This window comes from Pseudomonas sp. BJP69 (genome assembly GCF_007633355.1).
Classification (GTDB): domain Bacteria; phylum Pseudomonadota; class Gammaproteobacteria; order Pseudomonadales; family Pseudomonadaceae; genus Aquipseudomonas; species Aquipseudomonas juntendi.
In genome coordinates this window covers 2071303-2090636 of the sequence record NZ_CP041933.1, presented here as the reverse complement: position 1 = coordinate 2090636, position 19334 = coordinate 2071303, and the positions used below count along the sequence as shown (strand labels likewise).

Genomic DNA, 19334 nt, shown 5'->3' with positions numbered 1-19334 from the left:
TGCTCAGCCCAAGCGCAGCTGCATGTGCGTGGTTTGCCAGACCGGGTCTGGCTCCACGTCCACGACAGCGAAGCCTTGCCGCTCCCAGAACGTAATGGCCCCCGGCAGGAATGGGTGGGTATGCAGGTAGAGGCATCCGATGCCGGCCTGCAGCGCCTGCTGGCGCAAGGCGCCGAACAACGCGGCGGCAAGCCCGCGCCTGCGGTACGCCGGCAGCACGAACAGGCGCACCACTTCAACTACCCGCTCGCCAGCATAATCAAGCTGGCTGAAACGGTGGTCGTAGGGGAGGTAGGCGATCACCCCGACCAGGCGCTCATCAACCCGGGCTTCCAGGAAGCAGCCCTCGCCTTCAAGGTAGGTTTCGCTGAAATACGCCAGGTCCCGGGGCAACGGTGCATTGGCCAGCGCCGGAAACAGCTCGCGGCGCGCGCTGTCGACAAACGCCAGCACTTGGCCAATGGCATCGCGGGTAACAGGTTGCAACGTCCAGTTCGGCATAAGGTTCAAGCCTGAGTGTTGGGTGCACGGTTCTAACCCAGCCGGCCGTACAAGGCAAATCGCAGGGCTCGTCGCGGCAGGGCTGACCTCGCTATAATCGGCAGCCTTCACTGCCCGACCAGGCCACGCCATGCCTCGCATCCAGAAGTTGCTGTTGCCGCTGTTGCTGATTGCTGTCGTTACCGCCTGCGACCAGAAGCCCTCCCGTGAAGAGCAGATTCTTGCCCAGCTGCCGCTGCAGGATGCCTACGACCACAACATCGAACGCATGGCCGGGCTGCTGGCCCGCCAGCACCCACGGCTGGCGCGTACCACCATCGAAGATGTGCTGCGCAAGCACCTGACGGTAGAAGACCAGCGCCAGGACCTGTTCCGCCTCTACAGCAAAGAGCATTTCAGTGACGCCGAGTTCGCCACCATTGTCGCGGCCACCCAGGACCCGGCCAAAGCCCGTGCCCTGGAAAACACCGATGCTGGCCGGCAACTGAGCGACAAACTCACCGGCCTGATGCGTGAAACCGCCCGCGACCCCAAGGTGCAAGCATTGGCCGAGCAGCGCATGCAGCAGGTGCAAGACGAACTGAACGCCTTGGAAAAGGCAGGTTCATGAGCGCGACCGGCACGGTCGCTTCCGTTTCGTAGCCCTATTCGAACACTCGAGGTCAGGATTGCCACACGCCAAGCACGGACTGCGCCTGGATCTACGCACACTCATTCTGGTGCTGTGCGCCCTTACTGCCGTGGTCATGCTGTGCGCCAGCTATTTCGCCAGCTACCGGGTACAGCGCCAATTGCTGATCGACCACGCGCTGGAAGCCAACCGGGTGTATGCGGCCAAGCTGGCCAGCATCACCGATGCATTCATCGGTAGTGCCTTGCAGCAACTGGCGTTCAGCGCCAGCGAGCAAGGCCGGCAACTGGACGATCCCGCCGCCTTGCAGCGCGAGACCGACCGGGTGCTGGGCCAGAGCATGGCTTTCAATTCCACGTTCGTGATCGATGCCAATGGCGTGCTGCTGGCGATATCCCCCGCCCAGCTACGCCACATGGTCGGCACCCGGATGCAATCGCCCGGTGTGCAGGAGGCATTGCAGGAGCGCCGCGCGCTGGTGTCGACACCCTATCTGTCGGCGGCCAACAACCTGGTGGTGGCGCTGACGCAACCGGTCGTCGACGCCAACGGCCGCTACCTGGGGTATGTCGGTGGCAGCCTTTACCTGCGGGAACGCAACATCCTCAACCGCCTGCTCGGCGAGCACTTCTACAAGGACGGTTCATACCTGTATGTGGTCGACCGCAATCGCCGGCTGCTCTACCACCCCGACAGCCAGCGGGTGGGTACCGTCGTGCAGGGCAATGAGCTGATCGACCAACTGACCAACCTGGGCAACGGCACCCGCCAGCTGACCAACAGCCAAGGTGTGGAGATGGTCGCCGGCTTCGCCACCGTGCCCAGCGCCGGCTGGGGCGTGGTGGCACAGCAGCCACTGGCACAAACCATGATGCCGCTCAGCCGCCTGGTGCTGAACGTGGTCGGTATTTCCGCGCCGCTGGCCCTGATAGGCTGCTTGCTGCTGTGGTGGCTGGCCCTGACCATCGCCCGCCCACTGTGGCAACTGGCTGCAGGTGCCCGCTCGATGGACCGCCCCGGCACCGCTGAGCGCTTGCATCGCGTGCGGGCCTGGTACTTCGAGGCCGCAGAGCTCAAGCGCGCCTTGCTGTTCGGCTTGAACTTGCTGCAGGCGCGCATCGGCAGGCTCAACCGCGATGCCCAGACCGACCCCCTGACAGGCCTGGGCAACCGCCGCAGCCTGGAGCTCAACCTGTCGCTGCTGGAAGCCGAAGGCCGGGCATTTGCAGCCATCGTGCTGGATATCGACCACTTCAAGCAGGTCAACGACAAGCATGGGCATGTGGTCGGTGACCAGGTGCTGCAGCGGCTGGCCGAGCTGATGCGCCGCTGTTGCCGCGAGGGTGACCTGCTTTGCCGCACCGGCGGTGAAGAGTTTCTCATGCTGCTGCCTGGGGCCAGCCTGGAGGTGGCCGCCGCGGTCGCTGAGCGCCTGCGGGTGACGGTGCAGGAAACGCCGATCCAGCCGGTGGGCGCGGTGACCCTGTCACTGGGGGTGGCCCACTGGAACGGCGAGCCGGGGCGCGAGCCGGAAACCGTGCTGAGCGAGGCTGACCTGGCGGTGTACCGGGCCAAGCAGGACGGGCGCAATCGCGTCGCTGTCGCCTGATTGCCTGGCGCCCGCTGCGCTGCCGGGCACACGCCGTGTCGATGGCGGTTGATTCAGGTATCCCGAGGTCGTCCTCGACAAAGCGCCTTGCGCTGCCCGGTTATCTACTGGCAGGCATAACAATGATGGCGCGGCCAGACCGCACCACGTTCATCATGCCTGCCAATGGAATCGGAGAGCACCCGCATGTCCGCACCTCATGAGGTATCCCCCGCCACCCTGCGCAGGGTGATCGCCGCCTCGGCCATCGGCAACTTCGTCGAATGGTTCGACTTTGCCGTGTACGGCTTTCTCGCCACGCTGATCGCCAGCCAGTTCTTTGCCAGCGAAGATTCCAGCGTCGCCTTGCTCAAGACCTTTGCCGTGTTCGCGGTGGCCTTCGCCTTGCGCCCCCTGGGCGGTATCGTGTTCGGCGCCCTCGGCGATCGGCTGGGGCGCAAGCGCATCCTCTCGCTGACCATCTTGCTGATGGCCGGCTCCACCACCCTGATCGGCCTGCTGCCGACCTACGCCAGCATCGGCCTGGCCGCGCCGGTATTGCTGACCTTGGCGCGCTGCCTTCAGGGGTTTTCTGCCGGTGGCGAATACGCCGGGGCCTGCGCCTACCTGATGGAACACGCGCCCAACGACAAGCGGGCTTTCTACGGCAGCTTCGTACCGGTTTCGACCTTTTCCGCGTTCGCCTGTGCGGCGGTGATCGCCTATAGCCTGGAAGCCAGCCTGTCCAGCGAAGCCATGGCTGCCTGGGGCTGGCGCATTCCGTTCCTGATCGCCGCGCCACTGGGCCTGGTCGGCCTGTACCTGCGCTGGCGCATGGAAGAAACCCCGGCATTCCGGGAAGCCGTGGCCCAGGGCAAGGAGCACGAGCATTCGCCACTCAAGGAAACCCTGCGCCACCACGGCCGGGCCATTCGCAACCTGGGGGCGTTCATTTCGCTGACGGCGTTGTCGTTCTACATGTTCACCACCTACTTCGCCACCTACCTGCAACTGGTCGGCAACCTGACCCGGGCGCAGTCGCTGCTGGTCACCACCGTGGCCCTGCTGTTCGCCGCCATCGGCTGCCCGCTGGCGGGGGCGCTGTCGGACCGGTTCGGGCGGCGCAAGACCATCGGCTTCACCTGCCTGTGGGTGATGCTGTGCGTGTTCCCGGCCTACTGGCTGGCCAGCTCCGGCTCGATGCCGGGGGCCCTGCTGGGGGTGATTCTGCTGGCGGTCGGGGCACTGTGCAGCGGGGTGGTGACAGCGGCATTGCTGTCGGAGAGCTTCCCGACCCGGACCCGCTACACCGCTTCGGCCATTACCTACAACGTGGCCTATACGCTGTTCGGTGGCACCGCGCCGCTGGTCGCGACCTGGCTGATCGGGCAGACCGGCAGCAGCCTGGCGCCGGCGTTCTACCTGGTGGTGATTGCGTTGGTGGCTTTGCTCGGCGGGCTGGCGTTGCCGGAAACGTCCCGTATATCGCTGCATGATGAACCCAACGCCGAGGGTGTAGGCCAAGGCGTTCAAGGCTCGGTTTGAGATCCTGGGGCTGCCGTGCAGCCCATCGCGACACAAGGCCGCGTGTGTCTTGAGAGGGGATTAGAGTCTGGAGTGAGAGCGGTGAATGACAAGCTGAATGCCGCAGGTGCCTAGAGCCCGCTCCCACAACGAATCGCGCAGGCTTTTCAAATTTTGAGAAAGACAGTTACTCCAATTAGGCACACCCTGCAGGGTGGAGGTGTGCCGCGATGGGCCGCCCCAGCGGCCCCAGGGCTTTACCCCTCCTGCGCCTCTTCGCGTCGATAAGCCCATTGGTACAACGCCGGCAATACCAGCAAGGTCAAGGCGGTCGAAGACAGGATTCCGCCAATCACCACGGTCGCCAACGGCCGCTGCACCTCAGCCCCGGTGCCCGTCGCCAAGGCCATGGGAATGAAGCCCAGTGACGCCACCAGCGCGGTCATCAGTACCGGCCGCAAACGGGTCAGCGCGCCCTCCTCGACCGCCGCACGCAGCGTTCGCCCCTGCTCACGCAAGCCGCGGATGAAGGCAATCATCACCAGGCCATTGAGCACGGCCACCCCCGACAGGGCAATGAAGCCCACGCCAGCGGAAATCGACAAGGGAATGTCGCGCAACCACAGGGCCAGGACGCCCCCTGTGAGGGCGAACGGAATTCCAGTGAACACCAGCAGGCCATCCCTGAGGTTGTTGAACATCATCAACAGCAACGCCATGACCAGCAGCAAGGCCACTGGCACCACCACTTGCAGGCGCTCGGCCGCCGATTGCAGCTGTTCGAACTGGCCACCCCAGCGTGTCCAGTACCCAGGCGGTATCGGCACCTGGCCACGCAATACCTGCTCGGCCTCCTGCACGAACGAGCCCAGGTCGCGCCCCCGCACGTTGGCGCTGACCACCACCACCCGCTTGCCGTCTTCGCGGCTGACCTGGTTCGGCCCCAGTTGCAGGTCAAGGGTGGCCACCTGCGACAGCGGGATGAAGCCGATCTGCCCGATGCCCGCAGCCCCACTGGCCGGCACCGGGATCAGCAGGCTGGCCAGCCCATCCACGTCGGTACGCAAGGTTTCCGACAGGCGCACCACCATATCGAACCGCCGGTCACCTTCATACAAGGTGCCCGCCTTGCGGCCGCCCACCGCGGTGGCGATGGCATCCTGCACATCGCCCACGTTCAGGCCATGGCGGGCGGCCTTGTCGCGGTCGATGTCGATGGTCAGCACCGGCAGGCCCGTGGTTTGCTCGACCTTCACCTCGGACGCACCGGGTACGCCCTGCAGGCTGCCGGCGATCTTTGCGGCAGTACGGTTAAGCACCTGCATGTCGTCACCGAACAGCTTCACCGCCACATCACTGCGCACACCGGAAATCAGCTCGTTGAAACGCAACTGGATCGGCTGCGACAACTCATAATTGCTGCCGGGAACACTGGCGGCGGCACGTTGCACGTCGGCGATCAGCGCCTCGCGTGACTTACCGGGGTCGACCCATTGCTCGCGCGGGCGCAACATCACATAGGCATCGGAAATATTCGGCGGCATCGGGTCGGCAGCGATCTCGGCGGTACCGGTACGGGCAAACACCCGCTCCACCTCGGGCACCTGGGCGATGATGGCCTGCTCCAGGCGCTGCTGCATGTCCACCGATTGCGACAGGCTGGTGCCCGGCACACGCAGGGCCTGCAGGGCAAAATCACCCTCGCTGAGGCTGGGGATGAATTCACTGCCCATGCGGCTGGCCATTACCCCGGACAACAGCACCAAGGCCGCTGCCCCGGCAAATGCACGCCGGCGCCGGCCCAGCACCCAGGCCAGCACCGGCGCATAACGCTGCCGCGCGGTGCGCATTACCAGGCCCTCTTCTTCCTTGACCTTGCCGGTGACGAACAGGGCGATCGCAGCGGGTACGAAGGTCACCGAAAGGAGCATCGCGCCAAGTAGGGCGATGACCACGGTGAAGGCCATGGGGTGGAACATCTTGCCTTCGACCCCGGTCAGGGCAAAGATCGGCAGGTACACCACCATGATGATCAACTGCCCGTAGATCAGTGGCCGCCGTGCTTCACGGGCGGCGGCAAACACCTCGTGCAAGCGCTCGCTGCGCGTCAGCATGCGGCCATGCCGTTGCTGGGCATGCGCCAGTCGGCGGATGGCGTTTTCCACGATCACCACCGCGCCGTCGACAATGATGCCGAAATCCAGCGCGCCCAGGCTCATCAGGTTGGCGCTGACCTTGTTGGCGAACATGCCCGTGAAGGTGAACAGCATCGACAACGGAATGACCATGGCGGTGATCAGTGCCGCGCGAATGTTCCCCAGGAACAGGAACAGCACGGCGATCACCAGAATGGCCCCCTCGACCAGGTTCTTCTTCACCGTGGCGATGGCCCTTTCCACCAGGTTGGTGCGGTCGTACACGGTCACCGCCGACACCCCTTCGGGCAGGCTGCGGTTGATCTCCACCAGCTTGGCAGCCACTGCCTGGGATACCGTGCGGCTGTTTTCGCCGATCAACATGAATACCGTGCCCAGCACCACCTCGCGGCCGTTTTCGGTCGCCGCCCCCGAGCGCAACGCTTCGCCAAGGCCTACCTGGGCAACGTGGCTGACGCGGATCGGGGTGCTGTCCACGCTGGAGATGACGATGTTGGCGATATCATCGGCCGAGGCCACCTGGCCAGGCGCGCGGATCAGCAACTGCTCGCCGTTACGTTCGATGTAACCCGCGCCGACGTTGGCGTTGTTACGCTCCAGCGCCGCGACCAGGTCGTTGAGGGTGAGCTTGTAGGCCGCCAGGCGCTTGGGGTCCGGCGCAATCAGGTACTGCTTGGCGTGCCCGCCAATGCTGTTGACCTCTGCCACCCCGGGCACGTTGCGCAACTGCGGCTTGATGATCCAGTCCTGGATCACGCGCAGGTCGGTTGCGCTGTAGGGGGTGCCGTCTTCCTTCAGGGCCCCCTCTTCGGCTTCCACCGTCCACAGAAAAATCTCCCCCAGCCCGGTGGAGATCGGCCCCATGCCAGCCTCGATGCCCTCGGGCAGTTGCTCGCGCGCCACTTGCAGGCGCTCGTTGACCAACTGGCGGGCGAAGAACAGGTCGGTGCCGTCCTCGAAGATCACCGTGACCTGTGACAACCCCGAGCGCGACAGCGAGCGCGTCTGCTTGAGCCCGGGCAGGCCGGCCATGGCGGTTTCGATGGCGAAGGTGATGCGCTGCTCGGTCTCCAGGGGCGAGTAACCGGGTGCGGCCGTGTTGATTTGCACCTGGACGTTGGTGATATCCGGTACGGCGTCGATCGGCAACTGCCGGTAGCTGTGAATACCCACCGCGGCCATCAGGACCACAGCCAGCATCACCACCAGGCGCTGCTCGATGGCAAATTGGATCAGGCGTTCGAACATGCAGGCGTACCCCTGGTCAATGGCTGTGCTCGGCCGAGCCTTTGCCCAGCTCCGACTTGAGAACGAAGCTGCCGGCGGCAGCCACCTGGGTTCCGGCGGCCAGGCCGCTGGTGATTTCCACCTGCCCGGCATCGCGACGGCCGGTGGTTACGGGTCGGGCCTCGAAGCCCTGCTCGGTACGGGCAAATACCACGGTCTGCGCGTCCAGGCTTTGCAGGGCGATTTCAGGCACCACTACCGCAGCCTCGAAACGTTCGATGCTGACCGCAACATTGACGAACAAACCGGGGCGCCAGGCGCCGTCAGGGTTGGCCAGGCTGGCACGGACGGTGGCGGCGCGGTTCTGCTCGCCGAGCAGGCTGCCAACGTAATTGACCTTGCCTTCGACCTGGGCCCCCAGGTCTGGCGCGCTGACCATGACCGTACGGCCGGTGCGTACCTTGTCCAACTCACGCGGTGCCACGGCGAAAGTCGCCCACACCCGGCTCAGGTCAGACAGGGTGAAGGCGTTGCTGGTCGCGTCGACCACCTCACCCACGCTCAGGTGTTTCTCCACGACCACGGCGTCGAACGGTGCGCGCAGTTCATAGCGGTTGCCGGCACCTGCCGGCCCCACCGCCGCGACCTTCTGCCGGGCATTGACCAAGGCTATTTCGGCCTCCTGCAGCGCCTGGCGCGCCTGCAGGTAATCCTGCTCGGCGCTGATGCGCTCCTGCCACAGCTGTTGTTCGCGGCGCAAGGTCAGGCGCGCCAGCTCAAGGCGGCGTTGGGCAGCCTGCTGCTCGCTGCGCAGGTCAGAGATCTGCTGGCTGGCGATTACCGCCAGCACCTGCCCGCGCTTGACCGCCTGGCCCAATTCGGCCTGGACTGCCTCGACCACACCCGGCACCCGCGGTACCACGTGGGCGGTGCGGTCCTCGTCAAAACGGATTTCACCGGGGAAGTTTATGGCTGTACCCAGCGCGCGCGGCCCGGCAGCAACCAACTGCACCCCGGCAGCTTCGATCTGGGCGATGGACAGGTGCACCTGCCCTTGTTCATCGTCGTGCTCTGTTTCTGCATGGCCTTCGGCGGCGTCCGCCTCGCCATGCTCATGGCTGTCTTCAGCTGGCTGGGCAGTGGCTGCCTGGCCGAGCGTACCGGTCCAGGCCAGGCCACCGAGGCCTAACGCGGCCAGGGTGGCTGCCAGAAGGGCCAACTTGCGTGGGTTAGTCATTGCTGCTCCTGCTGATCATTGGGTTGCCCAGGTCATCGAGGTCGCCGTAGATACGCTCGACCCGCGCGCGTGCATCGGCCGCCGTCGCCAGGGCCTCGAGGTACAGGCCACGGGCCTCGATCAGCGTGCGCTGGGCATCGAGTACATCGAGAAAAGCGAACTTGCCCATTTCGAAACCACGGGTGGCGGTGTCCACGGCTTGCTGTGCAGCCGGCAGGATGGTGCGGTCGTAGGCCGCCACCTCCTGCATGGCCGTGGCCCATTGGTCGACGGCGCTGCGGGTTTCGCTGCGCAAGCGCAGGGCCACGGCATTGCGCAAGTCACGCGCCTGGTCGGCACGGCGCGCAGCCGCCAGCACGTTGCCCTGGTTACGGTCGAACAACGGCAGCGGCATGGAGAGGCCAACCACGTTCACCCGCTCGCGCTCTTCGCGGCTGTACTGGCTGCCAAGGCTGACGGTGAGGTTGGGAATGCGCTGAGCCTTTTCCGTGCCCAACGCCGCATCGCCACGCTCGACCTGGGCGGCGGCCAGGCGCCACTCGACCGTTTGCTCGACGCGGGCGAGCAAGATGTCAGTACTGGGCGCGACCCCAGGCGAAAGGTTGGCCGCCTGCAAGCTGTCGAAGCTGGCCAGCGGGCTGCCGGTCAAACGCGCCAGGGCCTGGTAGGCCACGCTACGCTGGGTTTGCGCGCGGCGCAGTTGGGCCTCGGCCTGGGCCAGTTGCACCTGGGCGCGGGTGGCCTCCACGGGCGATGACTGGCCGGCAGTGACCCGCCCCTGCACCACCCGCAAGCCGCGGGCGGTCAAGGCCTGGGATTGCTGCGCCAGCTCCAGCGCGGTCTGTGCCCGCAAGGCGGCATGGAACGCCTGGACCACATCGGCACGCAGGCCATTGCGCTGGCGTTCCAGGTCAAGCTGGGCGATCGCCTGACCGACGCCGGCCGCGGCGATGCGTGCAGCACGCTTGCCGCCCAATTCCAGCGGCTGGCTGAGGGTGATGGTAGTGGTGCTGGTGTCCCGGCGCGTGTCCTCCACCTCCCACGCCAGCTCGGGGTTGGGCAGTAACCCGGCCTGGCGCCGCTCGCCGTCGGCAATGCCGATTTCGCGGCTGGTGGCAGCCAGTTCCGGGTTCTGGGCAAAAGCGGCGGCCAGCGCCTGGGGCAAGCTCAGGCGCTGGCTGGCGTGGGCGCTCGTAGCGCCAACCAGCAGCAGGCAGAGCAAGGCGAACTTGCGGGGGATGAGCACGGAACAGGTCCTCGTCGACGAAGGGTGGCGAGGGACTGTAGAGAAGGCTGGTTATCTGGGTGGTGGCATGAAAATTACAATTCTGTAAGGCGTGCAGCCTGTGCGCCAGCGCGCCTTGGCGGCGAACGCGGTTCGATAATCGCCCACTTTCCCAGCAGGGCGGCTCCCCTCAATTGACGGAACTAACCAGTCAGTACAAAACTAGGCACATCCAACAACAACAAAGCGAAGCCCGTCATGACGCCCCTGATTCTCGTGCTCAACGGCCCCAACCTGAACATGCTGGGCACCCGAGAGCCGGCCCAGTATGGTTACGAAACCCTTGCCGACCTTGGTCAACACTGCGCCGACACTGCCAATGCCCACGGCCTGGAAGTCGAATTCCGGCAAACCAACCATGAAGGTGAACTGATCGACTGGATCCACGCCGCGCGCAATCGCTGCGCCGGTATCGTGATCAATCCAGGTGCCTGGACCCACACCTCGGTAGCCATTCGCGATGCGCTGGTGGCCAGCGAAGTACCGGTCATCGAAGTGCACCTGTCCAACGTGCACAAACGTGAACCGTTCCGCCACGTGTCGTTCGTTTCGTCGATCGCGGTCGGCGTCATCTGCGGCCTGGGAAGCCACGGCTACCGCATGGCCATCAGCTACTTCGCCGAACTGCTCAAGGAGCGTGCAGCATGAGCCAGCCTGCCATTCTTGCCGGCCTGATCGGCCGGGGTATCCAACTGTCGCGCACCCCGGCCCTGCACGAGCACGAAGGCGATGCCCAGGCCCTGCGCTATCTGTACCGGCTGATCGACGCAGACCAGTTGCAACTGGACGACAGCGCCCTGCCCGGCCTGCTCGACGCTGCGCAGCACACGGGTTTTACCGGCCTGAACATCACCTACCCGTTCAAGCAGGCGATCCTGCCGTTGCTCGACGAGCTGTCGGATGAAGCGCGCGGCATCGGCGCGGTCAACACCGTGGTACTCAAGGACGGCAAGCGGGTTGGCCACAACACCGATTGCCTGGGCTTTGCCGAAGGTTTGCGCCGCGGCCTGCCCGATGTGGCCCGCCGCAAGGTGGTGCAGATGGGGGCTGGCGGCGCGGGCTCGGCGGTGGCGCATGCCTTGCTGGGCGAAGGGGTTGAACAGCTGGTGTTGTTCGAAGTGGATACCGCCCGCGCTCAGGCACTGGTCGACAACCTGAATGCGCATTTCGGTGCGGGGCGGGCAATGCTTGGCGGTGACTTGGCCACGGCACTGGCCGATGCGGACGGGCTGGTCAACACCACCCCGGTCGGCATGGCCAAGCTACCCGGCACGCCGCTGCCAGTGGCGCTGCTGCATGCACGGCTGTGGGTGGCGGAGATCATCTACTTCCCGCTGGAAACCGAACTGCTGCGCGCTGCACGGGCGCTGGGCTGCCGCACACTGGACGGTAGCAACATGGCGGTGTTCCAGGCTGTGAAAGCATTCGAACTGTTCAGCGGCCGGCAGGCTGACGCCGCGCGGATGCAGGCACATTTCGCCAGCTTCTCCTGACTGAGCCAGGCCTGCGTGGCAACGGCCCTGAGCAAGCTCAGGGCCGCCACGCGTTCAGTCTTCCAGCGGCTTGGGCGGGGCGGCAGGCTTGGCCGGTTTGGCAGGTTTGCTGTCCTTGGCCTTGGTTTGCGGTGCGGCCGCCACCGGCTCTGGTGCGGTTACCGCCTTCTCGCTCGCGGGCAGCGCATCGACTGCCTCGAAGATCACCTGGGGATCGAGGGCGGTGTTGTCTTCGTCATCCTTGAGCACATGCCGCTCACCATCCTTGCCCACCAGAATCACCTTGGTGCCTTTGCTCGCCCCCAGCTTCAGCTCGCGGATCAGCGCCATGGTGGTTTGCTGCTCGAGGTTCTTGTCCTCCCGTTTGCCCATCATTTGCGCCACGCTGTACAGCACCAGGCTGCGCTCCTTGAATTTTGCCTGGGTAGCCGGGTCTTCGAGCGCTTTGTTGAGCCCACGCAGGGTGGGGTCGGCGCTGCTCGGCGCAATGACCACCAATGGCCGCGCCTTGCCCAGTTCCTTGGCCAACGGTGCGTCACTGTCAGCGGCATGCAAAGGGCCGGCAAGCGCGAGCAGGGTGGCGAGGGTCAGTGAGCGGACGAGCATGCATATCTCCTTATTCTCTCGATAAACCAAAGACTACAGATCATGGAGAAAGATCCGACGCGGGAGCCTAAACCAACAGCCCATGGCGTGCTTGCCACAAAGGTAACTTCCGATTTCCGTGACCGGGCGGCGATGCCTGTGCAAACATCGCCGCCTGCTCTGAGCATAGCGCATAGCCACCGGCCGGCAGCGCTGCGCTGGCCGTTTTACCCCGTCGTGCTGTCGCCGGGCGCGTTTCTGTCCAGGGCTTCGAGGGTCAGTTGCAACAGCAGGGCATGCTCACGCTGCTGATTCCGAATCTGCAGCCGCTCGACCTGCGCTTCCTGGTTGCCCAGCGCCATCAGCCGCTCCAGTTCATCATGCATGTCCTGCGGCACTTGCAGGCGATCGGGGAAACTGCCCCGCAGGTAGTCCTGCCAGAAGCGTTGCCTGGAAAGGTATTCAGCCATGCCGTCGCGGGTCTGCGCTGCCAGCACGAAGGCACGCGCCGAACGAAGGTCGGTGTCCTGCAGCCGGGCAATATCGGTATACAACATCTCCCCGGGCTGGGCGGGCAAATCCAGGGCCGTGCGCAAGGCAACACGGTAAGCCAGGGCGAATTCGAGTGACTCACTGCCGGCCCCCAACCGGCGGGCATGTTCTGCCGCGAACTGATCGAGCAACGCCAAGCGCCATAACTGCCCGCCGAGCCACAACAAGCCCTGCTCCGGGGGGCGCCCACCCTGCTGGCGGCGCGTACGCCATATCATCAAGCGCACTTCCAGGTCAGCGAAACGGGCAGTGGCGTTGTCCTGGCAATCCGTCGCCGCGGCGTGCCTGAACAGCTCCAGCCGCAGCGCAGTGTCTTCACTCATTGCTTCGAACATTTCCAGTATCCGGGCTGCCAGCGCGCAGGCGGTGGAGGAAAACTTGAATGCGCCGGAGGTGGTCAGTACGGACAACGTCTTGAAGAAGTCGTCCGATACCTCATCGGCTTCCAGATGAACCCACAACGCGGCCATTTCATCGCGACGTTCTGCCGCCACCAGGTCCAGATAACGGAACCGATACGGCACGCGACTCGCCTCGAGCCAATGCCAGCTGGAAGACGCCTGCGATGCAGCCGCCAGCAGGTTGCCCGACAGTTCGACCCGGCCCGCGCGCCACAGGTGTGACTGATGCAGGTCGTCAGGCAGCACTGAAATACTGTTGCCACTGAGGTCCAGCGTGTGCAGTTGCGGCGCGTCCAGCGTGCCGTAGGGAAACTCCGGCAGTTGCGTGCGTGACAGGTGCAAGGCGTTGAGCTCGGTCATGGCGAACACGGAAAATGCCCGGCGCAACGGGTTGTCCGAAAGGTTCAGGTACACCAGGGAGCGGCAACCGGCCAGGACCAGCGCCTGGCTTTCGTCGAGCGCGATCTGATTGCCTGACAGGTCGAGCACCTCCAGCCTTTGTGCCAGCATCTGAGGCAGCGGCAGGCGCCTGAGCCGGCAATTGGTGATTTCCAGGTTGCGCAAGTTGGGAAACGCCTGCAGGAAATCGTCGGGCACCTGCTCCAGCCGCATGGCGCGCAAGGCCAGTATGGACACGTGCGCGAAACTCACTTGGGCCGGCAGGCCAGGCAGTTGGCGCAAACGGCTGCGGGTCTGGGTCAGCATGAAGCGCCCGCCCTGCACAGATGCCTGGTCCTGCAACTCGGGGACGAGCAAGCGCCAGCAGTCGATCAAGCCTTTTCTGAATTCACGTCGGGCAGTCAGTTCGGGTGTGGCAACTGCATTGAATACCCACCTGTCGAGGTGGCTATTGAGCTGTCGGTATTGCGCCTCCAGGCCGCTCAACCTGGCTCGGGCATCGGCTGACGCCAACCATTGGCCAACCTGCTCGTCGCTGAAGGCCGGGTACAGGTCGCGCAGGCGTGCCTGCAGCGCCCGCGGCCTGAGCCGCCCGAACGCAGCCCATAACCTGCCGCCGGCCATGGGGTAGCCAATGCGGCCGTCAGCGAGCCGCAGCGGTGCCACGAAGGCGCCACGGCGCTGGCCCATGCCAAGGGCGCCCAGCACGGCTGGCCGCTGGTTGAAGGCGAGGTCTGCCACCGCCTGGCGCAGGGCGGGTGCGAACACAGCAGGCTGCCGGCTGGCCGCTCGTACCTCGGCGTCGTACGCCGCCGCCAGTGTTTCGAACAGCTCCCCGGCAGCACCGGCGTTGGCCTGGGCACGGTCGTGCAAGCGAAACACCCCATGCTGGTGCAGCAGATCGAAGGTTGGGCCCGCGCCTTCGATCGTCAGCAGCGGCTCGCTGGCCTCACCGTCGAACAATCGCCAGCCTGGCCCTCCGGCCCCCGGCACCTGCCCCAGCAGGTTCAGCACAACCCGCGCCAGGTCGAGATTCTGTGGGGTATCGATGCGCAGCGCCTCGAAGACCCGCGCGGTTCGAATCCGCGTAACCTGCAGCCTGGCCGCCTCGGCCATGAACAGCGGCACGCGCCCGGTCTCTTGCAGGTGCTGCAGGTCGTCCTCGCTGGCATTGCGCATCACTTCCCTGGCCGCCAGGCGGTGCAGGCTGGCGAAGGCCCGTTGCAACGGGCAAGGGGTTTGCGGGCCGGTGTTGTGCTCCTCGTACATGGCTTGCAGCAGCTCCCGGCGCCCGGCCCAGGCCACTTCGGCCAGCGCGCGCCCGTGCAGGCCTGCCGCCTGGGGAAGGCTCAACACCCGCGCCAGCAATTGCTGATCGGCGGTGGCGGCACCTTCGCGCAGTTGACCGACCAACGTGTGGATCCGCCCGGCGAACAGCAGCCGCTGCACCGTGTCAGCCAGCGCTGCCTCAGGTGCTCGGCCATACACATGCCATGCCCGCAAGTGCTGGTCGTCCAGCCCGTGGATGGCCAGCGCCTGGTCGATCTGCAGGTCATCGAGGTCGCTGTAGGGCTTGCCCAGGCGGCGGAACAGCTGGCGCGCGTCTGCCCATTCGGCGGGCTGCTCGCACCACAGCCGCCACGCACCGGCGCCATTGTGGCGGAGCAAGGGGGCATAGCCCTGGTAAGGGAGCAACTGCCATTGTTCATCGTTCTTGCGCCACGCCACTTCATACCAGTGACCGTCCATGCTGATCCAGCAGCGCTCGGCCAGGCGATACACCCCCTGCTCGTCCCGCACCGCGGTAGCCGGCGGGGTGCCACAACGGTAGGGTTCCAGGTCGGTGTTCCACAGTTTTTCCTCGCCACCTGGCAGCTGCGCCGGCACCAGTGGGTCTACCACGCTCCAGGCACGTCGCGCCGCCGCGACAACAGCAACGGTTGCACCGACGGTCAACAACCCTTTGCCCACATTCAGCAGGTGGGCCAGCGCAGCATTGCGTTCGTTCTGTTGCCAGTCACTGACCGCCTGGAAGCTTTGCTCAAGCAGTTCCCAGGCCATCACACCCAGCATCACCGCGCCAATTGCGGGCACGAAAAGCCCTGCGATGCCGAGCAGGGTTTGCCCTTCAGCCTGTAAACGGCGGGCATGCTCGGCCTGAGCCTGGCGATCGAGCATCGCCACTGGCGGGGCGATGATCGCCGCGTCATCCTTGACCTGGCCAATCCAGTCATCAGCCAGGGCATCGAACAGCGGTAAACCATAGGCATGCGTCTGTTCATCAAGGCTGCGGGTCGCCCAGTGGGTGACATCGTCGAGCCGTTCACCCACGGCAGAGAAAAACCGCTGGCTGTCGCGACGGCGCACGAAGCGGCTGAAGAAACGCCGGTAGTCGTTCTTGCGCAAACGCTTGCCAAGCACCCGGCGGGCGTAGTGTTCCAGGTCGTTGCACACGCTCCAGGGGCCTGCGGGGTCGCCAGGTACATACACCAGGACGTACTTGCTGGTGTTGTAGAACGTCCCCTCGGCAATGACATCCAGCACCACGATCTGCTGCATGCGGCAACCAAACAGTTCCAGCCGGCGGACGCTGACCGGCGATCCCGCGAGGGTGCCAAGCGTGTCATGCATGCACAGTTGCACCACCCAGTGCAGCTGGGCCGCGCTCAACACGCCCTGTGCGCTGGCTGCAAGCGCATCGGCCAGCATGCCATAGCGTTGGCGGCTAACCAGCAGCTCGCGCACGCTTGGCTGAAAAACACCCGCCAGGTGCGCCTGGTACTGCTGGCCAAGGTCCAGCGTGCGGCACAGCTTGACGAAAGCCGTTGCCGATAGCTCAGTACGCGTGGCGCCCAGCGCATCCACCAGGCAATTCTTGCGGGGCTGATCATGCTGCTCGGCCTCGGTGAAGTTGCCCAGCGCTGCCTCCAACAGCGGCGTATCGTAGTAATCGCTGTCGGCGACCGGCAGCCGACCGGTCACATAACTGATGGTCGGCGACGTGAAGTAATACCACTGCCGCAGGCACACGCGGTCGACATCCAGGGTGCCAAACCGGGCCAGCGCCTGCTGCAGCAAAGGCCGGCTGAAATCATCCAGGTTGCGCACCTGTGCCAGGGCTTGCGTCAGCCCTTCCCGGCAAGCCAGCAACTGCGACAGTGCCTGGCTCAGCAGCCGGTAGTCGGCCACCGTCAGCTTCGCCATCCATGCCGGCAGCCGCTGTGCAATGTAATGGTCCTGGCAGGCTTGCGCGATGGCAAGCGCGTCGACCGCATTCGAAGGTGAAGTGGATTTGCCCTGCATCTGTGCCTCCGCGATGGCGTTGAGGCTAGAGTTTGTGCAGGTTCAGGGCATGCCGACGGCTAGCTATCTACTACCCGTTCAGAACAGCAGCAGTTGATGGTCGATCAGCCGCGCGAAGTCGTCGCCGACAAAAGGCAGGATGGCATCAGCCACCGGCTGCAACTGCCGGCTGATGTAATGATCATGGTCGATGGGGGCTTGCAGGTTTTCCAGCGGCTCTGGGCCTGCGGTGGTGATCACATAGCTGATCCAGCCGCCGCGCTGGTATTGCAGCGGGCGGCCCAGGCGCTTGTTGTAGTCGTCGGCCAGGCGTGCGGCACGCACATGGGGCGGGACATTGCGCTGATAGTCGGCCAGGGGTCGCCGCAAGCGCTTGCGATAGACCAGCAGCTCGTCGTTCTCACCCGCCAGCGTGCGCTGTACATAGTCACACAGGTAATCACGGTACGGCTCACCACGAAACACGCGTGCGTAGAGTTCCTGCTGAAACTGCCGGGCCAGCGGTGACCAGTCGGTGCGCACCGATTCCAGGCCCTTGAACACCATTTCTTCTGTGCCATCAGCCCGCTGCCTGAGCCCGGCGTAGCGTTTCTTGCTGCCCTCGTCGGTACCACGGATGGTGGGCATCAGGAAACGCCGGTAATGCACCTCGAACTGAAGCTCGAGGGCGCAATCCAGGTCCATGCTTTCGCGCAGGTGCGTTTGCCACCACTGGTTGACCTCGGCCACCAGCTCGCGACCGATGCGCACCGCGTCTTCCTCGGCATGGGCACCCTTGAGCCAGACGAAGGTGGAGTCGGTATCGCCATAGATCACGTCGAAACCCCGGGCCTCGATCAGCGCCCGGGTCTGGTGCATGATCTGGTGCCCACGCAAGGTGATGGACGAGGCCAGCCGGGGGTCGAAGAAGCGGCAACCGCTGGAACCCAGCACACCGTAGAACGCGTTCATGATGATCTTCAGTGCCTGGGACAACGGCGAGTTACCCTCGCGTTTGGCCGCCTCCCTGCCCTGCCACACACGCTCGACGATGGCCGGCAGGCAATGCTGGCTGCGGGAAAAGCGCCCGCCACGGAAACCCTCCACCGAGTGCTCATCGTCAGGACGGTGCAAACCTTCCACCAGGCCCACCGGATCGATCAGGAAGGTGCGAATGATCGAGGGGTACAGGCTTTTGTAATCCAGGACCAGTACCGAGTCGTACAAACCTGGGCGCGAGTCCATGACGAAGCCGCCGGGGCTGGCTTCGTCCGGCCGGCTGCCCAGGTTGGGCGCCACGTACCCCAGGCGGTGCATATGCGGAATGTACAAGTGGCAAAACGCGGCGACCGACCCGCCGCTGCGGTCCACCGCCAGGCCGGTAACCGATGAGCGTTCCAGCAGGAACTCGAGCAGGCGGGTGTGGGCGAAGATCCGCGTCACCAGCTCACAGTCCTTCAGGTTGTACCGCGCCAGGGCCGGTTTGTCTTCGGCGAAGCGCCGGTTGATTTCGTCCATGCGCTGGTAGGGTGTGTCGATGGCTTTGCCTTCGCCGAGCAGCGTCTGGGCGACGTTTTCGAGGCTGAACGATGGGAAACTCCAGGTGGCCGAGCGCAGCGCCTCGATGCCATCGATCAACAAGCGCCCCGGGGCGTCGGCGAATACGTGGCCACCGCCGCCCTGGCTTCGCAAGGTCATGGCTGCGCCTCTGCGCCCCAAGGCCAGCGCTACCTGCAACGCCTTGGCGTGCTCATGCAGCACGCGCAGGTCGAACTGGATCAGGTTCCAGCCAATAATCGCGTCGGGGTCGTGCAGCGCCATCCACTGGTTCAGGCACACCAGCAGCTCGGCGCGGTCGGCGCAGTAGTGCAGATCGAAGTCCACCCCCGCCGGGTCGCCGTTGGGTTTGCCAAGCATGTACACCTGACGCTGGCCACAGCCCTCCAGGGCAATGCTGTACAACTCCCCACGCTCGCTGGTTTCGATGTCCAGCGACACCAGGCGCAGCGGTGGGCGGTAACCTGCCAGCGGCCTGAGCTGAGCTTCGCAGAGCACGCCCTGTGCATCAGGCTTGCCAGTGAACTGCACGGGGGCGGTGATGAAGCGCTCCATCAGGTAGCGTTCGGGCGGGCGAATGTCGGCTTCGAAAACGTCGATGCCGGCGTTGCGCAGGCGTTGCTCCAGTTGCATCAGCTGCCGGTGCTGGCGGCAATACAGCCCCATGACCGGGCGCTGCTCGAAGTCCTTCAACTGCAAGAGCTTGAGCTGTACACCTGGCTCTTTGGCCAACAACACCCGGGCATGTTCAGCCTGCGCCAGCGGGATGAAAGCCACCGAGTCCTGAGGGGCAAGGCGTAATTGCCGGGGCCCCTGATCGGTAGCCAGCCAGAATTCCACGCAGGTCCCTTCGGGCGTGTCATGCCAATGCCGGGTCAGGACGAAGCCCTGCTGCAATTCCACCGCATCTCCCTCT

Annotated in this window: 12 protein-coding genes; 5 read left to right on the top strand and 7 right to left on the bottom strand. The window is 65.0% G+C overall.

Going from position 1 to position 19334, the window contains the following annotated elements; translation table 11 throughout:
• Window positions 1–3 precede the first annotated feature (3 nt).
• Window positions 4–501 (bottom strand): GNAT family N-acetyltransferase, encoded by a 498-nt coding sequence (locus FPB55_RS09585; protein ID WP_144188053.1) that lies wholly within the window; start codon window positions 499–501, stop codon window positions 4–6.
• A 130-nt stretch (window positions 502–631) separates the two neighbouring features.
• Between FPB55_RS09585 and FPB55_RS09580 the strand changes: the two genes are divergently transcribed.
• The 3 genes from FPB55_RS09580 (at window position 632) to FPB55_RS09570 (ending at window position 4265) form a co-directional block, all read left to right on the top strand.
• A complete protein-coding gene (locus FPB55_RS09580; RefSeq protein WP_047149872.1) occupies window positions 632–1111 on the top strand; it encodes a hypothetical protein in 480 nt (159 codons plus the stop codon).
• A 58-nt stretch (window positions 1112–1169) separates the two neighbouring features.
• Window positions 1170–2741 carry a sensor domain-containing diguanylate cyclase gene (locus FPB55_RS09575; RefSeq protein WP_047149871.1) on the top strand — a complete coding sequence of 524 codons (1572 nt, stop codon included), beginning with the start codon at window positions 1170–1172 and terminating at the stop codon, window positions 2739–2741.
• Window positions 2742–2927: 186 nt separating this feature from the next.
• The gene (locus FPB55_RS09570; RefSeq protein WP_054882023.1) at window positions 2928–4265 is read left to right on the top strand and encodes an MFS transporter; all 1338 of its coding nucleotides are present in this window, start codon (window positions 2928–2930) and stop codon (window positions 4263–4265) included.
• A gap of 236 nt (window positions 4266–4501) precedes the next feature.
• Here FPB55_RS09570 and FPB55_RS09565 read toward each other — a convergent pair whose 3' ends face one another.
• The 3 genes from FPB55_RS09565 to FPB55_RS09555 are packed head-to-tail and all read right to left on the bottom strand — an operon-like array spanning window position 4502 to window position 10110.
• Window positions 4502–7648 (bottom strand): CusA/CzcA family heavy metal efflux RND transporter, encoded by a 3147-nt coding sequence (locus tag FPB55_RS09565; protein ID WP_144188051.1) that lies wholly within the window; start codon window positions 7646–7648, stop codon window positions 4502–4504.
• A gap of 16 nt (window positions 7649–7664) precedes the next feature.
• Window positions 7665–8864 carry an efflux RND transporter periplasmic adaptor subunit gene (locus FPB55_RS09560; protein WP_115293880.1) on the bottom strand — a complete coding sequence of 400 codons (1200 nt, stop codon included), beginning with the start codon at window positions 8862–8864 and terminating at the stop codon, window positions 7665–7667.
• Window positions 8857–10110 carry a TolC family protein gene (locus FPB55_RS09555; protein ID WP_009682789.1) on the bottom strand — a complete coding sequence of 418 codons (1254 nt, stop codon included), beginning with the start codon at window positions 10108–10110 and terminating at the stop codon, window positions 8857–8859. Before FPB55_RS09555 ends, FPB55_RS09560 begins: the two co-directional genes overlap by 8 nt.
• A 237-nt stretch (window positions 10111–10347) precedes the next feature.
• On the opposite strand from FPB55_RS09555, the gene aroQ reads away from it, so the two are divergent.
• Window positions 10348–10797: a type II 3-dehydroquinate dehydratase gene (gene aroQ / locus FPB55_RS09550; protein ID WP_009682787.1), complete on the top strand. Its 450-nt coding sequence runs from the start codon at window positions 10348–10350 to the stop codon at window positions 10795–10797.
• Window positions 10794–11642, top strand: coding sequence for a shikimate dehydrogenase (locus FPB55_RS09545; protein WP_009682786.1), 849 nt, complete (start codon window positions 10794–10796; stop codon window positions 11640–11642). Before aroQ ends, FPB55_RS09545 begins: the two co-directional genes overlap by 4 nt.
• A 54-nt stretch (window positions 11643–11696) precedes the next feature.
• Here FPB55_RS09545 and FPB55_RS09540 read toward each other — a convergent pair whose 3' ends face one another.
• From FPB55_RS09540 to FPB55_RS09530, 3 genes are all read right to left on the bottom strand, one after another.
• Window positions 11697–12248 carry a DUF4174 domain-containing protein gene (locus FPB55_RS09540; protein ID WP_009682785.1) on the bottom strand — a complete coding sequence of 184 codons (552 nt, stop codon included), beginning with the start codon at window positions 12246–12248 and terminating at the stop codon, window positions 11697–11699.
• Window positions 12249–12454: 206 nt separating this feature from the next.
• Entirely contained in the window at window positions 12455–16882 is a 4428-nt protein-coding gene (locus FPB55_RS09535) for an NEL-type E3 ubiquitin ligase domain-containing protein (RefSeq protein WP_144188049.1), read from the bottom strand.
• A 78-nt stretch (window positions 16883–16960) separates the two neighbouring features.
• Window positions 16961–19321, bottom strand: a complete 2361-nt coding sequence (locus FPB55_RS09530; protein ID WP_125855155.1) for a DNA polymerase II — start codon at window positions 19319–19321, stop codon at window positions 16961–16963.
• Window positions 19322–19334 lie beyond the last annotated feature (13 nt).